A 287-nucleotide genomic window follows, 5' to 3' on the forward strand; every position below is an offset into this window, starting at 1 on the left:
GGGCCTGACGGTCGAGATCCGCAACCCCGCGCGGCGCGACGCTGCACAGCGCGACAGCACGAGCACCGGCACCGCGATCCCCGGCGCCGGACAGGGCCTCATCGGACTGAAGGAGCGCACCCTGCTCGCGGGCGGCACCCTCGAACACGGCTGGGACGGCACCGACTACCGGCTCTACGCCACCCTCCCCTGGCCGCGCTGACCGCCGGCCGGACCCCGAGCCCGGTGCTGGTCCCCGCCGGTCATCTCGCCGACCTTCCGTACAGCGTGTGCAGTTGATCTTGACG

The 287-nt window shown here is 73.2% G+C and carries 1 pseudogene; it reads left to right on the forward strand.

The annotated features are described in order from the left end of the window. Positions 1-202: pseudogene (locus ACFXIV_RS48370) on the forward strand (hypothetical protein); the annotation flags it as partial. Between the last annotated feature and the right edge of the window lie 85 nt (positions 203-287).

It is taken from the genome of Nocardia sp. NPDC059236, from assembly GCF_042754085.1.
Taxonomy (GTDB): Bacteria; Actinomycetota; Actinomycetes; order Mycobacteriales; family Mycobacteriaceae; genus Nocardia.